Origin of the sequence: Salegentibacter sp. 24, from assembly GCF_004362395.1 — a bacterium.
Lineage (GTDB): Bacteria > Bacteroidota > Bacteroidia > Flavobacteriales > Flavobacteriaceae > Salegentibacter.
In genome coordinates, this window is the sequence record NZ_SNWE01000001.1 from 78,092 (window position 1) to 94,394 (window position 16,303).

At 38.1% G+C, this 16,303-nt stretch carries 16 protein-coding genes and 1 tRNA gene; 16 read left to right on the plus strand and 1 reads right to left on the minus strand.

The annotated features are described in order from the left end of the window. Window positions 1-5: 5 nt before the first annotated feature. From DET49_RS00315 to moeB, 6 genes are read left to right on the plus strand one after another with little or no spacing between them, the layout of a single operon-like run. Entirely contained in the window at window positions 6-602 is a 597-nt protein-coding gene (locus DET49_RS00315; protein WP_166636519.1) for a thiamine phosphate synthase, read from the plus strand. Then, window positions 577-1,353 carry a hydroxymethylpyrimidine/phosphomethylpyrimidine kinase gene (locus DET49_RS00320; RefSeq protein ID WP_243729476.1) on the plus strand — a complete coding sequence of 259 codons (777 nt, stop codon included), beginning with the start codon at window positions 577-579 and terminating at the stop codon, window positions 1,351-1,353. The genes DET49_RS00315 and DET49_RS00320 overlap by 26 nt, the downstream gene beginning before the upstream one ends. Further along, window positions 1,350-1,985, plus strand: coding sequence for a thiamine phosphate synthase (gene thiE, locus DET49_RS00325; protein ID WP_133546156.1), 636 nt, complete (start codon window positions 1,350-1,352; stop codon window positions 1,983-1,985). Before DET49_RS00320 ends, thiE begins: the two co-directional genes overlap by 4 nt. Further along, complete coding sequence (locus DET49_RS00330; protein WP_133546157.1) at window positions 1,982-2,761, plus strand: thiazole synthase; 780 nt, start codon at window positions 1,982-1,984, stop codon at window positions 2,759-2,761. Before thiE ends, DET49_RS00330 begins: the two co-directional genes overlap by 4 nt. After that, window positions 2,754-3,863 carry a 2-iminoacetate synthase ThiH gene (gene thiH / locus DET49_RS00335; RefSeq protein ID WP_133546158.1) on the plus strand — a complete coding sequence of 370 codons (1,110 nt, stop codon included), beginning with the start codon at window positions 2,754-2,756 and terminating at the stop codon, window positions 3,861-3,863. The genes DET49_RS00330 and thiH overlap by 8 nt, the downstream gene beginning before the upstream one ends. A 2-nt stretch (window positions 3,864-3,865) precedes the next feature. After that, window positions 3,866-4,930, plus strand: a complete 1,065-nt coding sequence (gene moeB, locus DET49_RS00340; RefSeq protein WP_133546159.1) for a HesA/MoeB/ThiF family protein — start codon at window positions 3,866-3,868, stop codon at window positions 4,928-4,930. Between the two features lie 490 nt (window positions 4,931-5,420). Here the strand turns inward: moeB and DET49_RS00345 are convergent. Next, a tRNA-Leu gene (locus DET49_RS00345) sits at window positions 5,421-5,502 on the minus strand. Window positions 5,503-5,652: 150 nt separating this feature from the next. Between DET49_RS00345 and DET49_RS00350 the strand changes: the two genes are divergently transcribed. The 10 genes from DET49_RS00350 to mgtE all read left to right on the plus strand — a co-directional run bounded on the left by DET49_RS00350 (window position 5,653) and on the right by mgtE (window position 16,121). Then, on the plus strand, window positions 5,653-6,594 hold the full coding sequence (locus tag DET49_RS00350) for a ribose-phosphate pyrophosphokinase (protein ID WP_133546160.1): 942 nt from the start codon (window positions 5,653-5,655) through the stop codon (window positions 6,592-6,594). Between the two features lie 145 nt (window positions 6,595-6,739). Further along, the gene (locus DET49_RS00355) at window positions 6,740-7,396 is read left to right on the plus strand and encodes a 50S ribosomal protein L25/general stress protein Ctc (RefSeq protein ID WP_133546161.1); all 657 of its coding nucleotides are present in this window, start codon (window positions 6,740-6,742) and stop codon (window positions 7,394-7,396) included. Between the two features lie 195 nt (window positions 7,397-7,591). Then, window positions 7,592-8,221: an aminoacyl-tRNA hydrolase gene (pth, locus tag DET49_RS00360; RefSeq protein WP_133546162.1), complete on the plus strand. Its 630-nt coding sequence runs from the start codon at window positions 7,592-7,594 to the stop codon at window positions 8,219-8,221. A 7-nt stretch (window positions 8,222-8,228) separates the two neighbouring features. Beyond that, window positions 8,229-9,167 carry a bifunctional riboflavin kinase/FAD synthetase gene (locus tag DET49_RS00365; RefSeq protein ID WP_133546163.1) on the plus strand — a complete coding sequence of 313 codons (939 nt, stop codon included), beginning with the start codon at window positions 8,229-8,231 and terminating at the stop codon, window positions 9,165-9,167. Next, entirely contained in the window at window positions 9,157-10,476 is a 1,320-nt protein-coding gene (locus DET49_RS00370; RefSeq protein ID WP_133546164.1) for an HTTM domain-containing protein, read from the plus strand. Before DET49_RS00365 ends, DET49_RS00370 begins: the two co-directional genes overlap by 11 nt. A gap of 54 nt (window positions 10,477-10,530) precedes the next feature. Beyond that, the gene (serS, locus tag DET49_RS00375; RefSeq protein WP_133546165.1) at window positions 10,531-11,802 is read left to right on the plus strand and encodes a serine--tRNA ligase; all 1,272 of its coding nucleotides are present in this window, start codon (window positions 10,531-10,533) and stop codon (window positions 11,800-11,802) included. 46 nt (window positions 11,803-11,848) lie between these two features. Then, window positions 11,849-13,639 (plus strand): tetratricopeptide repeat protein, encoded by a 1,791-nt coding sequence (locus DET49_RS00380; protein WP_133546166.1) that lies wholly within the window; start codon window positions 11,849-11,851, stop codon window positions 13,637-13,639. Window positions 13,640-13,648: 9 nt separating this feature from the next. Then, complete coding sequence (locus DET49_RS00385) at window positions 13,649-13,957, plus strand: DUF4286 family protein (RefSeq protein WP_133546167.1); 309 nt, start codon at window positions 13,649-13,651, stop codon at window positions 13,955-13,957. Window positions 13,958-13,960: 3 nt separating this feature from the next. Further along, on the plus strand, window positions 13,961-14,791 hold the full coding sequence (gene rsmA / locus DET49_RS00390) for a 16S rRNA (adenine(1518)-N(6)/adenine(1519)-N(6))-dimethyltransferase RsmA (RefSeq protein ID WP_133546168.1): 831 nt from the start codon (window positions 13,961-13,963) through the stop codon (window positions 14,789-14,791). Next, complete coding sequence (gene mgtE / locus DET49_RS00395) at window positions 14,772-16,121, plus strand: magnesium transporter (protein WP_133546169.1); 1,350 nt, start codon at window positions 14,772-14,774, stop codon at window positions 16,119-16,121. The genes rsmA and mgtE overlap by 20 nt, the downstream gene beginning before the upstream one ends. Window positions 16,122-16,303: the final 182 nt, after the last annotated feature.

A 16,303-nucleotide genomic window follows, 5' to 3' on the forward strand; every position in this document is an offset into this window, starting at 1 on the left:
TACAGGTGCTAATTCTTTTTACTTCTGAAGAAAATCAAATTGATGAAAAGGAACAGCTCATTCATTTTCTTGAGAATGGTCTGTCCCTTTTACACGTTCGCAAGCCTGGAATGAGGGAAAATGAATTTAGGTATTGGTTATCACAATTTGAAGAAAAATACCTTCAAAAAATGGTACTTCATCAAGATCATCTTTTAGCTGAAATTTTTCCGGTAAAAGGAATTCATTTAAAGGAAAACTTTAGAAGCAAAGAAAAAGAATTAACTAAATATGTACAAAAGTATAAATCAAAAGGGTTTACGGTGAGTTCCTCATTTCACGAGCGGGCAAACCTGAAAAATGAAACTTCCCATTTTGATTATGTTTTTTTGAGTCCGGTATTTAATTCGGTTTCAAAAAAACAATATGAAGGTCGAGCTTTTAATGTGGAAAAACTGCCTCAAAAAGTGATCGCCTTAGGCGGAATTCAAGCAAATAGAATTGCCAAAACGAAAGAAATGGGATATGCCGGAGTAGCAGTATTTGGAGCCGTATGGCTCGCTGAAAACAGGAATAAGGTATTTACTGAAATCCATAATGAGTACAGAAATGTCTACCACTAACAGATTATTTGTTTTAAGCATCGCCGGGTTCGATCCATCAGGTGGAGCCGGATTGCTGGCTGATGTCAAGACCTTTGAAATGCTGGGCTGTTATGGTTTGGCTGTGAACACTGCAAATACTATTCAAAATGATAAAAAATTAGAAGCTTGTTACTGGACCTCTGAAGCAATCATTCTGAAGCAACTAGAAATTCTACTGGATAGTTTTCCAGTGGAAGTGGTTAAAATCGGAATTGTGGAGAATCTTCAGGTTTTGACAAAAGTGATTGACAAACTATTTGTTAGAAACCAAAATATTAAAATTATCTGGGATCCGGTTATAAAATCCAGTAGCGGATTCTCATTTCAGGAACCACTCAAATTTCAGAAGAATCTAGAATCAGTTCTGGAAAGGATATTCCTTATCACGCCAAATTTTAATGAAATCAAAATGTTTTATCCTGAATTGCCTATGGAAGGAATAATCCGGAAAATAGGTGGTAAAACCAACTTGTACCTTAAAGGGGGACACAGAATGGCAAATATCGGCCTGGACGAACTGTTTACCACAGAAGAAGGGAAATGTCTGCGTTTAGAACCGGGCAGAACCGACTGTTCCGAAAAGCACGGAAGCGGATGCGTTTTATCCTCGGCACTTGCAGCACATTTGGCTTTGGGTGAATCCCTTCCGGAAGCTTGTCAAAATGCAAAAGCTTATACCGAAAAAATATTAGGGTCAAACAACACATTACTAGCATACCATAATATATGATCTCGAACTTACATTACATATCGCAGGGAGAAACGCCCAAAAAACACCAGGAAAACATTCGTAAGATGTGTGCCGCCGGGGCAGACTGGGTACAGTTGCGCCTTAAAAATGAATCTTATGAAACTGTTCTGGAAACAGCAAAAGCAGCAAAGAAAATTTGTGATGAATTTCAGGTGAAATTGATTATCAATGACTTTCCAGAAATAGCACAAAAAATAAATGCAAGTGGTGTTCATTTAGGAAAAGAAGACAGCTGCCCTTTGCAGGCTAGGAAATTACTGGGATCAGAAAAAATCATTGGAGGAACTGCAAATACGCTGGAGGATTGTGAATGCCTTTGTGGAAAGCAAGTAGATTATATTGGCTTGGGTCCCTTCCGTTTTACACCCACTAAGAAGAACCTAAGTCCAGTATTGGGAGCAGCAGGTTACCGGAAGCTGTTAGGTAGTCTTCGTGCAAAAGAAATATTAATCCCTGTAATTGCTATTGGAGGTATCACTCCGGATGACCTTCAAGTTCTGGAAGAAATTGGGGTAAATGGTGTGGCTATTTCGGGATGCCTTACTAAACATCCACGGCCTGAAATAATCTTTAGGAGAATTCAACAACAATTTTCAGAAAAACAATTATGAGCAAAACAGATCAATTAAAAATAGCAGATAAAACCTTTTCTTCCCGTTTGTTTACGGGAACAGGAAAATTTAGCTCTTCAGAAGTAATGCAGCGTGCGGTTTTAGCCTCAGAAAGTGAACTGGTTACCGTGGCTTTGAAAAGGGTGGAACCGGGCAATGACGATGATCAGATGATCGCTGCCTTAAAAGATCCCTACATCAGCCTTCTCCCAAATACTTCGGGAGTTAGGAATGCCAAAGAAGCTGTATTTGCTGCTCAAATGGCCAGGGAAGCACTGGAAACAAATTGGGTAAAAGTTGAAATACATCCTGATCCTAAATATTTATTGCCTGACCCTGTTGAGACTTTAAAAGCCTGTGAAGAATTGGTAAAACTCGGATTTGTGGTAATGCCCTACATCCACGCCGATCCGGTTCTGTCCAAACGACTTGAAGAAGTTGGCGTGCAGTGTGTAATGCCTCTTGGTGCCCCAATTGGGAGCAACAAAGGTTTAAAAACACAGGATTTTCTGGAGATTATAATTGAACAAAGCAACGTGCCTGTTATCGTAGATGCGGGAATTGGCAGCCCTTCTCAAGCCGCTCAAGCGATGGAAATAGGCGCTGATGCCGTGTTAGTAAATACTGCAATCGCGGTTTCTCAAAATCCGGTGGAAATAGCAAAAGCTTTTAAACTCGCTGTCGAAGCGGGAAGGATAGCCTACAACGCGAAACTGGCTCCACAAAGACTACAAGCCGAACCAAGTAGCCCGTTAACACAATTTCTTTATGAGTAGTTTCAAAGATGCTTTAAGCGGATATTCCTGGGATGAGGTGCTGGAAAGTATTTTCTCCAAAACAGAAGCCGATGTACATTCTGCATTGCAGAGCAGAAAGAGGGATCTTGAGGATTTTAAAGCCCTTATCTCTCCTGCTGCAAAGCCTTTTTTGGAACAAATGGCGCAACAAAGCAAGAAGATTACCAAAAAACGCTTTGGGAATACGATGCAAATGTACGCTCCCATGTACCTAAGCAATGAATGCCAGAATATTTGTACTTATTGTGGTTTTAGTATGACAAATAAAATTCCGAGGAAGACTTTGAGCGATGCTGAAATAATCAAGGAAGCCGAATTTTTAAAGTCAAAGGGTTACGACCATATCCTGCTAGTAACCGGGGAAGCGAACAAGACTGTAGGCGTTGATTATATGTGCAATGCAGTTAAATTACTGAGATCTTATTTTTCCAATATTTCTATTGAAATTCAGCCCTTGGACCAGTATGAATATGAAAGGCTTATTGAGAACGGACTTTACGCAACCCTGGTTTATCAGGAAACCTATCACCGAAAAACCTACAAAATCCATCACCCGAAAGGAAAAAAATCAAATTTCGATTATCGTCTGGAAACCGCAGATCGGCTGGGAAGAGCGGAAATTCACAAGATTGGGATTGGTGCATTATTCGGATTAGAAGACTGGCGGGCAGATAGTTTTTTCACTGCACTGCATTTAAAATATTTGCAGAAGACCTATTGGAAAACAAGATATTCTATTTCATTTCCGCGTTTGCGGCCTTTTAGCGGCGGACTAGAACCAAAGGTAGAAATGACAGATCCCGATTTGTTGCAGCTAATATGTGCATACAGGTTGCTTGACGAAGAAGTTGAACTTTCGATTTCTACCCGGGAAAGTGAAGTGTTTAGGAATAATATAGTCCACCTGGGTATTAATTCCATGAGTGCTGAATCTAAAACGAATCCCGGAGGTTATGTAGTGGAACCACAATCTCTGGAGCAGTTTGAAATTTCCGACGAAAGAAGTACGGAGATCATTGCAAAAATGCTTTCTGATACCGGAATAGATCCTGTTTGGAAAGATTGGGAAAAAAGCTGGTAAAAATGTTAACCGAAGAAGAAAAACAACGCTATATACGGCACATCCTACTGAAAGAAATCGGTGAAGCGGGACAAATAAAACTGAAGCAGGCGAAGGTCTTGGTGATAGGTGCTGGCGGACTTGGATGTCCTGTCTTGCAATATCTTGCCGCAGCCGGAGTAGGGAAAATTGGAGTTATAGATAACGATCTGGTTGACACCTCTAATTTACAAAGGCAGATTCTATTTTCAGAAAATAATATAGGGGAGCCGAAAGTAATAGCTTCTAAAAACCGGCTTCGGGAGATTAATTCTTCGATAGAAATATTGGCGTATAATGAGAGACTTACGGCAGAAAATGCAGTTGATTTATTTTCCGTTTACGACATCATAGTGGAAGGGAGTGATAATTTCATCACCAAATACCTGGCAAATGATGCCGCAGTTATGGCAGAAAAGCCCCTGGTATTCGGTTCAATTTTCAAGTTTGAGGGACAGGTTTCGGTCTTCAATTACCAAAATGGACCCACTTATCGCTGCCTGTTTCCGGAGCCAGGATTGCCAGAAGAGATGCCATCCTGCAGTGAAATCGGTGTGTTAGGAATCTTGCCGGGAATCATCGGAAACCTGCAAGCAAATGAAGTGCTAAAGATGATCCTAGGAATAGGAAATATATTATCAGGAAAATTGCTCGTCTTTAATGCACTTGAAATGCAAACTTGGATTCTGCCATTCTCTAAAAACTCCGCGTTGATAACAGAATTAAAAGAAATAAATTTTTCCTGTGAAACCAAACCTGGCGATTCCATCTCTTATCAGGAGTATTTAGAATCCAAGTCATCATTTACCTTACTTGACGTAAGGAATTATGAAGAACGAATCTCATTCAACATCGGGGGGCTACACATTCCCCTTTCGGAATTAAGAAACAGGTTTGATGAATTGGCTTCCGAAGATAATTTGCTAGTTTACTGCGCATCCAGCACCAGAAGTTCCAGAGCTATTGCTGAACTTAAAGAAAAATTTAGCGAAAAGAAAATGTACAACCTGGAAGGGGGGCTTAAAAATGTGAAACCTGATTATAATTAAACAAGCTTTATTTTAACTTTAGATTAGGTCTTGGACCCGGGAAGGTAGAAACAATCTATTTCTTAGGTTTTTTACAATTTTTTCTGCATTTCGGCTTATATCCAATGAATAATCATTTAAATTTCCCAGAAAAATTTATTCACAAACTGAAAAATTTTGGACAAAATCAGATTCTGGTATTGGAAAATCAATTAGATAGCGTACTTCTATACTATATTCAATTATGATGCTTTTAAGGTGCCACTCAATAAAAAAATAACTAGTATTGAGGATTTCGGAATAAGCCTATTTATCACTAGTAATATTTTTTAGTAGACACGAATCTAGATAAAAAATCCTTGTTATTTATTGTGTATCGACCTTATGAAATCTTGATTATCAAAAAAATTGAAACAGAAAGGAAAACAGAAAAGGTTTGGAAAGAGTTTGGAAAAAGGTATTAAAAAAACCCGCAAAACCTTTAATTATAAGGGTTTTGGGGTTTATTCAGTACTCGAGGCGGGAATCGAACCCGCACAACCGAAGTTACTGGATTTTGAATCCAGCGCGTCTACCAGTTCCGCCACTCGAGCTAATGGAGGGCAAAAGTAAAAAAAAATCTTACCTGCCAGTGTTTTTTTCGAACTTTAAAATTTGAGTCTGTACTTAATAGTGAGGTGTTAAAGGAATTAATTTTTAAATTTGCAACACAACAAACAACATTTACACAAAAACAACATAACATGCCCAACGTAATTCCCGAGGCCAAAATTTTTTCCTGTACTCAGAGCAAAGTTTTAGCTGAAAAAATAGCGGCTGCTTACGGCACCAAACTAGGAAATGTAATCACTTCAACTTATAGCGATGGCGAATTTCAGCCATCATTTGAGGAATCGGTTCGCGGTTCGCGAGTTTTTATTATTGGTTCCACCCATCCGGGATCAGACCATTTGATGGAAATGCTTTTAATGCTTGATGCGGCCAAAAGAGCTTCGGCGAGACATATTACAGCTGTACTCCCGTATTTCGGTTGGGCACGCCAGGATAGAAAAGATAAGCCCCGGGTGCCAATTGCAGCAAAAATGATAGCTAGCATTCTTGAAACCGCAGGTGCAACCAGAATTATTACTATGGATTTACATGCTGATCAAATTCAGGGATTTTTTGAAAAACCTGTAGATCATCTTTATGCTTCCACCGTATTTCTTCCACATTTGAAGAATTTGAAATTAGATAATTTAACCATTGCCTCACCAGATATGGGTGGTTCTAAAAGAGCCTACGCATATTCTAAAGCTTTGGAAAGTGATGTGGTTATTTGTTACAAGCAAAGGGCAAAGGCCAACATTATTTCGCATATGGAGCTTATTGGTAATGTAGAAGGTAAAAATGTTGTTTTAGTGGATGATATGGTAGACACAGCCGGAACCTTAACCAAAGCCGCTGATGTTATGATGGAGCGCGGAGCAAAGAGCGTTCGTGCAATCTGTACACATCCTGTGCTTTCTGGAGAAGCATATGAACGTATTGAAAACTCTAAACTTCAGGAATTAATTGTTACTGATTCTATTCCCTTAAAAAAGGAAAGTCGAAAAATTAAAGTAGTAAGCTGCTCCGATCTTTTTGCTGATGTAATGAGTAGAGTGCACAAAAATAAATCTATCAGTTCAAAATTTGTTATGTAAAAGAATTGATTGAATTCAATTTAGTTTTTTTGTTCTCAGTTTCTAGAGGTAAATCTCAACGAGCATCATCTTTTTAAAGAATTTTAAGTCAGGGTTTTATAGAAAGGAAAAAAGCCTTACTTTTGCAGCCTAAAATTTTTCAACAATGAAATCAATTACGATCAACGGATCTAAAAGAGAAAGCGTAGGAAAGAAAGCCACGAAGGCCCTACGTAATGCTGGACAGGTTCCTTGCGTATTATACGGGGGAGATGCCAAGCCGTTGCATTTTGCAACAGAAGAAATTTCGTTTAACGACCTTGTGTACACCCCAGATGTGCATACAGTGGAAATTAAGTTTGGAGATGGTGAGAAATTCAATGCCATTCTTCAGGACATTCAATTCCACCCGGTTACCGATGCTATTTTGCACGTAGATTTCTACCAAATTAGTGATGATAAACCAATCACTATGGAAATCCCTATCCATACGGAAGGTGTTGCGAGAGGGGTTAAAAATGGTGGTGTTTTAAGATACAACCTGCGTCGTTTAAAAGTAAGAGGTTTGGCCAACGAATTGCCGGATTACATTACAGCCGACGTTTCTAAACTTAAAATAGGTCAAAAACTTTACGTTACCGCCGTTGCAGATGAGTCTTACGAGATTCAGCATCCAGATAACACGGTAATTTGTCAGGTTAGAACTTCACGTAATATTGTTGCCCTTGAGGACGATGAAGATGAAGACGAAGTACCAGCAGACGAAGTACCATCTACAGAAACAGATGATGTTGCTGCAGTTAAAGAGGGAGAAGATAGTTAGTCTTACTTTTTTTAGCAAAAACATAAAAGCATCCCACAAAGGGGTGCTTTTTTTTTACTAATAAATTAAGGTGTTTTTTCAATATATTTTATCTCAAGAGTTTTTCAGCAAGTCCAGTTTGCTATCTTGTCTTTTAATCCTTATAAAAAATTTTAGTTAGATTCTAATAATTTTATCTTTACCAAAACAAAAGCTATGCTATCTTTTTTCGGAAAAATACTCAGTAAGAAGAAGCCCCAGGAAGAAGAACCAGATCCTATGAAGAAATATTTGATCGCCGGGTTAGGAAATCCCGGTCCTAAATACGAAAATACCCGCCATAATATAGGTTTTAAGATTCTTGATTATATAGCCGAAAAAGAAGAAGTAAGTTTTTCCACGGAGAAACTGGGAGATGTAGCTCAGTTTAAGTTCAAAGGACGCACCTTTGTAATGCTTAAACCCTCTACTTATATGAATTTAAGCGGAAAGGCAGTCAATTATTGGCTTCAGAAAGAAAAAATAGAATTAGAAAATCTTTTGGTAATTACCGATGACCTTAACCTGGCTTTTGGGACAATTCGGCTAAAAACCAAAGGTAGTGATGGAGGGCATAATGGGTTGAAAGATATACAGAACACACTCAGTACCACAAATTACAATAGATTTAGATTTGGTATTAGTGACAAATTCTCGAAGGGCCAGCAAGTAGATTATGTATTGGGAGAATGGGGTGAAGAAGAAAAAAAAGAATTGTCAGAACGCCTTGAGAAAGCGACTGAATTGGTAAAATCTTTTGGAACAGCAGGCGTTTCCAATACAATGAATTCGTTTAACGGTAAATAGGTTGGCCTTGAAAATACATAAAGGAGCAAATGCTTTTAACGGAAATACCCAAACCGTAGTTACTATTGGTACATTTGATGGGGTTCATGCCGGTCACCAAAAGATTATATCTCGTCTGGTAGATGCTGCGAAAATCGAGAATCTGGAGTCCGTGATTTTTACTTTTTTTCCGCACCCCAGAATGGTTCTGCAAAAGGAAAGTGGGCTAAAGCTTATAAATACCATAGAAGAACGCACTGAAATCTTAGAAAAAACGGAAATTGACCATTTGGTGGTTCATCCATTTACTCAACAATTTTCTCGGCTTACTGCCCAGGAATTTGTTCGTGATATTTTGGTTAATCGTTTAAAAGCAAAAAAGGTGATTATTGGTTACGATCATCGTTTTGGCCGGAACCGTACTGCAGATATTAATACCCTAAAACAATTTGGGGAAGAATATGGCTTTGAAGTAGAGGAGATTACAAAACAGGAAGTAGACCAGGTAGCAGTAAGCTCTACGAAAATAAGGAATGCCCTTTTAGAGGGTAAAGTAGAGCGGGCTAATAGTTACCTGCAAACTCCTTTTAGTTTAAAAGGCAAAGTCATAAAAGGCAGAGGTTTGGGCAAGGAATTTAATTACCCTACAGCGAATTTGAGTATTAAAGAGGATTATAAATTAATTCCGAAAAACGGGGTATATGTAGTTCGTTCAACAATTAATGGGAAACGCTACTTTGGGATGATGAACATTGGCACCAATCCCACCGTTGGAGGAGAAAAGCAAACCATAGAGACCTACTTTTTTAATCTCAACAAAGACCTTTACGGTCAAGAACTAGCTATAGAAATGTTGGTGAGAATTCGTAATGAAAAAAAATTCAACTCCATAGACGCTTTGAAAATAGCAATGCGACAGGACGAAGCATTCTCCAGGCAATATATTAAAGATAACTATGCTGAATAAATGGCTTTTTAAGCAGGTAGATAATTCGGCACTTATTGCCTTTCGAATTATCTTTGGCTTGCTTATTACGCTTGAAGCTGTCGGGGCTATTTTCACCGGTTGGGTGCGTAGAACCCTTATCGAGCCTGAATTCACTTTTAATTTTATCGGTTTTGAATTCCTCCAGCCGCTTCCGGGAAACGGAATGCTATATTACTACGGGATATTAGGATTATTTGGTGTTTTAGTGATGTTGGGCTATAAATACCGATTTAGTATTTTTTGCTATACTATTATGTGGGCAGGAGTCTATTTGATGCAAAAATCCTCCTATAACAACCACTATTACTTACTGATGTTGCTGTGTATTTTCATGTTTTTTCTACCCGCACATCGTTACCTTTCACTAGCAGTCTGGAGAAAGCCAGATTTAAAGAAAATTGCTATGCCACAATGGGTTTGGGTGGTAATCGTTCTTCAATTATGGATAGTCTACACTTATGCCTCAGTAGCAAAACTCTATCCAGATTGGTTAAACGGAACGCTTCCGGAGATGCTCATGCGGGGGAAAGCAGATTACTGGCTGGTAGGAGATATACTTCAGCAAAAATGGATTAGATATATAATTACCTATTTTGGACTTTTCTTCGATTTATTGATTATTCCAGCACTTTTGTGGAAGCCAACGAGATTACCATCTTTTATCCTCGCTATCTTTTTTCATCTTTTCAATAGTTTTATTTTTCAAATAGGAATTTTCCCTTATTTATCGCTGGCTTTTTGTTTATTCTTTTTTCCGGCAGAAAAAATAAATAAGTATATCCTACGCAATAAGAAACCTTTTTACGATAAAGCCGAGATACTAATACCATCTTATAAAAAACCACTTATTGCAGTTCTTTTAGTTTGGTTTGTTATTCAAATTGCTTTACCGCTTAGACACTGGTTTTTTCAGGATGATGTGCTTTGGACAGAAGAAGGGCATAGACTAAGTTGGCGGATGATGTTACGTTCCCGATCTGGTAGAACCACCTTTAAAGTAGTAGAAAGAGGAAAGAGCGATACTATATATGTGAATAAAGCCCGATTTTTAAGTTCCAAGCAAAGGCGTTCTGCAAGTTCTAAACCGGATATGATGTGGCAGTTTGCGCAACACCTGGAGAGAGTTTATGCTGAAAAAGGGAAGGATGTTCAGGTTTTTGTAGAATCTCAAATAAGCATAAACGGACGTCCTTATGAGAATTTTATTGACCCGAAAGTTGATCTTGCTGCTGAAAAATGGTCTCATTTTAACCATCATGATTGGATTTTACCTTCAAAATTAGACTAGAAATTTAGAGTGCTTTTGTTACATTTGCTGCTTCAAATTAGGTAAAAGAAAGCTATGTTACAGGTTAACCATATCAGGGAAAATAAAGAAGACTTCATAAAGGGACTCAAAAAAAGAAATTTTGAGGCTGAAAGTATTCTGGATGAGGTGTTGCAACTGGATGAAAAACGTCGTGCAACCCAGGTAAAACTCGATGATATTTTAGCTGAATCTAACAGGCTCTCTAAAGAAATCGGAATAATGTTTAAGAGTGGCGAACATCAGAAGGCTAACCTAATTAAAGAAAAAACGGGAAAGCTAAAAGAAGATTCTAAAGCACTTTCTGAAGATCTTTCAATAACAATTGCGCAGTTAGAAGCTTTGCTTTATACTATTCCAAACGTACCACATAAATCTGTTCCAGCAGGAACTTCAGAAGAGGATAACGAAGAGATATTTAAAGAAGGAGATATTCCGGTACTCGCAGAAGGTTCCCTTCCTCATTGGGAGCTGGCCAAAAAGTATGATATAATAGATTTTGAACTTGGGAATAAAGTTACCGGAGCTGGGTTTCCAGTTTATAAGGGAAAAGGTGCCAGATTGCAACGTGCTTTAATAACCTACTTTCTTGATAAAGCGATAGAAGCCGGTTATACCGAATACCAGTTGCCCTTAATGATCAATGAAGCTTCCGGACTGGGCACCGGGCAGTTACCCGATAAAGAAGGTCAAATGTACCATATAACAGCTGATGATCTTTATATGATCCCAACAGCTGAGGTTCCAATGACCAACATGTATCGTGACCGATTGTTGACCGATAAGGATTTTCCAATAGCCTGTACCGGCTATACCCCTTGTTTTAGACGTGAAGCAGGTTCATACGGGGCCCATGTGCGAGGGCTTAATCGTTTACATCAATTTGACAAAGTGGAGTTGGTAAGGATTGAAAAGCCCGAAGATTCTTATACAGCTTTAAATAATATGGTGGAACATATTAAAGATATCTTGGCTGATTTGAAATTACCTTATAGAATCTTGAGACTTTGCGGTGGGGATCTTGGATTTACTGCTGCCCTTACCTATGATTTTGAAGTTTTTTCTACCGCCCAGGATCGATGGTTGGAGATTAGTTCGGTTTCGAACTTTGAGACTTTCCAGGCTAACCGACTTAAGCTTCGGTACAAAAACAAAGAAGGTAAAAAGGAATTAGTACACACATTAAATGGAAGTGCATTAGCTTTACCACGTGTACTCGCTGGAATTCTAGAGAATTACCAGACTGAAAAAGGAATAAAAATTCCAGATGTTTTGGTGCCTTATACAGGTTTCAACCTTATAGATTAAACGCCTAAACATATAGAATCAATAGGCAAATCCGTATCTTTACAAGATGCGTACTGCTTTCATATCCTTACTATTATTTTGCTATATCTCAGGTGCCTGGGCACAGTCTGATATTCTGGCGCGTAATTTTTTTGACCAAGGTGAATTTGAAAAAGCCTTGAAAACCTATGAGCAATTAGTTGAAGAAAACCCACAGAATATTTCCTATTTCTTCGGAATGATTGAAAGTCTTCAGCAGTTGGAAAATTTCACCAAAGCGGAACAATTGCTCCAAGAGAAACTAAATAATTCAGCCAATAATCCTACGCTTTTGATAGAGCTTGGACATAATTATGAACTTCAGCAAAATACCGAAAGGGCAAATCAGTTTTATATAGAAGCTCTCAACGCAGTAGATGCTCGTCCAAATTATGCCTATGCGATCGCACGTACATTTCAAAAATATAGTTTGTTGAAAAATGCTGCTGAAACTTATGAAAAGGCGATGCAGTTAAATAATGAGCTTAATTACAATTTGCAACTCGCTAGAATTTACGGGGAGCAGGGCAAGACGAAAGAAATGTTCAAGAATTATCTTGAATTAATTGAAGCCAACCCAGATTTCTTCTCACTTGCCAATCGCGAATTTGGTAAATATATTTCAGAAGATGCTTCAAGCCAAGCAAATACAATTTTTAGAGAATTGCTGCTCACCAAACTTCAACAGAAACCAATCTTGATCTATAATGAAATGCTTAGCTGGCTTTTTGTACAGGAGAAAGAATACTTAAGAGCATTTTCTCAAGAAAGGGCGATATATAAAAGAGGTGATAAAAATTTACAAAGCATTTTAAATCTTGCGGTAATGGCCAGGGAAGCTAAAAATTTTGAGGCAGCTGTTGAGATTGTAAATTATGTGATAGAAGAAGCGCCTTCGGAAAGTATCGTGCTACAGGGAAACCAGTTTTTATTAAAAGTGCAGCTCGAAAACGAAGGTGAAAAAATGTATTCGGAAGTAGAAAAAAAATATCAGGAATTACTGGAGCGTTTTGGAACTGGACTTAACACACTGAATTTACAGATTGATTTTGCAAATTTCCTGGCATTTAAACGAAATAAGAAAGAGGAAGCCATAGTTTTATTGAAACAACTTTCTGAAAGCGTAAACCGGGATTTTGACAAAGCGATAATAAAAATTAACCTGGCTGATATTTTGGTACTTCAGGAAAAATTTAACGAAGCACTTATTTATTATTCTCAGGTTCAAAATTTGGTTAAAAATGATCAAATTTCTCAAAATGCTCGCTTTAAGGTAGCTAAAACAAGTTATTTTAAGGGAGATTTTGAATGGGCAAAACAACAACTGGATATTTTGAAATCTTCAACTTCCCAGCTTATCGCCAACGATGCCATGGAACTGAGTTTGCTTATAGAAGACAATTCTATCGGAGATTCAACCCAAACCTCCCTTAAAAAATATGCCCGAGCTGATTTGCTGGCGTTTCAGGAAAAATATTTTGAAGCTATTGAGCTTTTGGAAGAAATTTTAAATCTGCATAAAGGACAAAAAATAGAAGATCAAGCCTTGCTGAAACAAGCGCGTCTTTTTGAAAAGGTAGGTCAGTTTAATAAAGCTGAAAATAATTATCTTGCAATTATTGAAAATTTTAATAAGGATATTCTTGCCGATAATGCCCATTATTATCTTGGAGAATTATATTCGAAAGAGCTGGAAAATGTAGAGAAAGCAAAGAAGTATTACGAGCAAATAATCTTTAACTTTGCCGATAGTATCTATTTTGTGGAAGCCCGAAAAAAATACCGTGCACTTAGAGGAGATTACCAAGAAAACCCTTAATATATCAATATGTACATATACAACGTAACGATAAATGTAGAAGAAGCTATTCACGAAGATTGGGTAAAATGGATGAAAGAAGAACATATTCCTGAAATGTTACATACTGGAAAGTTTAATAAAGCTTTAATGACGCGAGTGATGGTAACCGAAGCTATGGGCGGGATCACCTATTCTATTCAATATACAGCTGAAAATAGGGCTGAACTAGAGAAATATTATAAAGAAGATGCCGAAAGGTTAAGGGCAAAGGGAAAGGCGTTTGAAGGAAAGTTTGTGGCTTTTAGGACCGAAATGCAGGTGATTAGCGAGCAGTAGTTTATGGGAAAGTATAAGAAAAAAGTCAGAGCTCAGAAGTCAGAGGATGGAGAGGTAAGAGCAAAAAAGCAACTTGGGCAACATTTTTTAACAGATGAGAGTGTGGCTAAGCAAATAGCCGAAACTCTCAGTTTTAAAGGTTATAATAAAGTTTTGGAAATTGGGCCCGGCATGGGGGTATTAACCAAATATTTGCTGGCGCAAAATACTGAAGTTCATGTAATAGAGATTGACGCTGAAAGTGTGGCTTATCTTCAAGAACATTATCCGCAGCTGGAAGATAGGATTCATCAAAATGATTTTCTTAAATACCATTTAGGTTCGCTTTTCCGCAATGAGACCTTCGCCGTAATTGGTAACTTCCCTTACAATATTTCAACACAAATTGTTTTTAAAGTTTTAGAGTTAAAACATCAAATTCCGGAATTTTCGGGAATGTTTCAAAAAGAGGTCGCCCTTCGAATTTGTGGAAAAGAAGGCAATAAAACCTACGGAATCCTTTCGGTTTTAGTACAGGCATTTTTTGAAGCCGAATATTTATTTACCGTGCCGGCTTCTGTGTTTAATCCCCCACCAAAAGTAGAAAGCGGAGTGCTTCGGTTAACCCGGAAACAAAATTTTAACCTTCCTTGTGATGAGAAATTGTTTTTTAGGGTGGTGAAGACCGCTTTTCAGCAGCGTAGAAAGACGATGCGTAATAGTTTAAAAAATTTAGATTTACCTGATAATTTAAGGGAAGATACTATATTTGATAAACGTCCTGAGCAACTCGGATTCCAGGAATTTATAGATTTGACCCTTAAAATACAGCCCTATGCAGTTTCAAATCAGTAACGAGTTAATTGAGAAATTACAGTTTCTCATTGAGCATCAGAATAATGAGGAATTGTTATTGCACCTTGAAGACGTGCACCACGCCGATATCGCTGAAATTTTAACAGAACTTTCCTTAGAAGAAGCCACGTATATAGTTAAGCTATTAGATAGTCAGAAGACGGCTGAAGCTTTAATGGAACTGGAAGAAGGAGTACGGGAACGTATTTTGGATACACTTTCGGCTAAAGAGATTGCAGAAGAGCTGGAAGAAATGGACACCGATGATGCAGCAGATATCATTTCGGAACTTTCTCCTGAACGCCAACAAAATGTTATTGCCGAACTCCTAGACGAGGAACATGCCGATAATATTGTGGAACTGCTTCGCTACGACGAAGATTCGGCCGGCGGACTTATGGCAAAAGAACTTGTAAAAGTGAACGAAAACTGGAGTGTGACCGGTTGTATGACGGAAATGCGCGAACAAGCTGAAAATGTGACCCGTGTACATTCCATTTATGTAGTAGACGATAAGAATAAACTAAAAGGTCGACTTTCACTTAAAGATTTACTTACCGCTCCCAGCCACGCCAATATTCAGGATGTGTATATTCCGCAGGTGGATTATGTAACTGTTCATACGGAAGGTGAAGAAGTAGCACGGGTCATGCAGAAATATGACCTGGAAGCTATTCCGGTAGTAGATGAAATGGGACGATTGGTGGGAAGGATTACTATTGATGATATTGTGGATTTTATAAAAGAAGAGGCTGAAAAAGATTACCAGATGGCTTCCGGTATTTCTGAATCTGTAGAAGCCGATGACAGTCTATGGAGATTAACAAGGGCACGCTTACCATGGCTGGTTCTTGGGCTTTTTGGTGGCCTGGGCAGTGTTTATATAATGAAAGGTTTTGAAGGCGCCCTGGAACAGTTTCCTATTTTATTCTTTTTTACGCCTTTAATTGCTGCCATGGCTGGAAATGTCGGTGTGCAATCAAGTGCTATTATAGTACAGGGACTCGCAAACGACAATTTAAGAGGAAGTTTATTACAGCGTTTAATCAAAGAGGTTGGCCTTAGCTTAATTAATGGGGTCGCTTTGGGGATTCTAGTTATGCTTTTTGGTTACATTGTTGGTCAGGACCAATTAGTAAGCCTTACCATCGCCACATCTTTACTTTCCGTCATTATAGTCGCCGCTTTAGTGGGAACTTTTGTGCCAATAATTCTAAACAAACAAGGTATTGATCCTGCGATTGCAACCGGACCATTTATTACCACCAGTAATGATATCTTCGGAATTTTTCTTTTTTTCTATATTTCTAAATTGGTACTTGGTTTTTAACTAAAAGGCTTGAAGCTTTATGTTTTAAAAATCATTCTTTAACTTTGTTTTTTCGAAATTTAATTAACCTGGAAAGAACCAAACATAGGCTTTCGGAATTGTTTGTAATAATCACCCTGAATTTATTTAAAAGCTTGACCCAATATTATTAGGGTCGGTAATGAAATGATATATTTAAAAAT